Origin of the sequence: Streptomyces sp. UH6, from assembly GCF_013421635.1 — a bacterium.
GTDB lineage: Bacteria > Actinomycetota > Actinomycetes > Streptomycetales > Streptomycetaceae > Streptomyces > Streptomyces abyssomicinicus.
This window is the reverse complement of sequence record NZ_JACADT010001429.1, coordinates 1-1,045: the sequence shown is the minus strand read 5'-3', so window position 1 is coordinate 1,045 and position 1,045 is coordinate 1. Positions and strand designations below refer to the sequence as shown.

1 protein-coding gene is annotated in these 1,045 nt (G+C 74.7%); it reads right to left on the bottom strand.

Annotated features, from left to right (window positions below; all coding sequences use genetic code 11):
- The coding region (locus tag HW445_RS32365) for a sulfite oxidase (RefSeq protein WP_180224307.1) at positions 1–1,045 on the bottom strand (1,045 nt) is incomplete at both ends.

Sequence of the window (1,045 nt, the reverse complement as noted above, 5' to 3'; positions counted from 1 at the left end):
GTACCCCTGGGTGTTGTGCACCGCCTCGTCGGGCTGGCTCCGGCCGGCGGTGTCGGTGGCGCGGGCCAGCAGCTGCGTGGCGCCGGGGGAGGCGGGGCGCCAGGGCACCGACCAGCGGCTCCAGCTTCCGGTGCGCGGACGGTCGTGCAGCGACGCCCTCCGCCAGGTCGCCCCGCCGTCGGTGCTGACCTCGACCTCGGCGATGCCGCCGGACCCCGACCAGGAACGGCCGTGCAGCACCTGTCCCTCCCCGGCGCGGAAGACGGCGCCGGAGGCCAGCTCGAAGGCGCTCTTGACCACCTGCCGGGTGATCGGCGCGCTGCCGTCGCCGTGCGCGGAGCCGAACAGCCGGTAGAAGGCGGTGTTCCAGGGCGAGAACAGCGGCTGCGCCGACACCTCGATGTCGCCCACCCACTTGACCGAGGCGATGCCCACCCACGACGGCACCAGCACCCGCACCGGGAACCCGTGGTCGGGCGGCAGCGGCTCGCCGTTCATCTCGTAGGCGAGCAGCACGTCGTCCAGGGCCTTGGACAGCGGCAGCGGGCGGCGCACCCGGCCGAGGTTCTCCCCGCCGCTGACGTACTCGGCGTCCAGACCCCGCGGCTGGACGTCCACCGCGTACGGCGACAGACCCGCGCGGCGCAGCACGTCGGCGAGACGCACGCCGCGCCACCGGGCGACGCCGACCGCGCCCAGGCCCCAGGCCGTCCCGCTGACCGTCAGGCCCTGCTGGACGCCGTAGAGACTCCGGCCGTTGCCCGCGCACTCCACGAACGCCGTCCGGGACACCGACGGCAGCGCGCGCAGGTCGTCGTAGCCGAACTCCACCGGCCGGTCCTCGGCGGGCGTGCCGCGCAGTCCGTCGCCCCACAGGCGCAACCGCCAATCCGCGGCGCCCAGTTGCGGTGTCGAGGTGTGGTTGCGGACGAAGAACAGCTCGTTCGGGGTGGTGCGGCCGACGCCGCGCAACGCCTCCCAGCGGGTCTCCGCGTTGGTGCCGTGCCTCACGAACCACTCCGGCGGCAGCGGCTTGACGATGGTG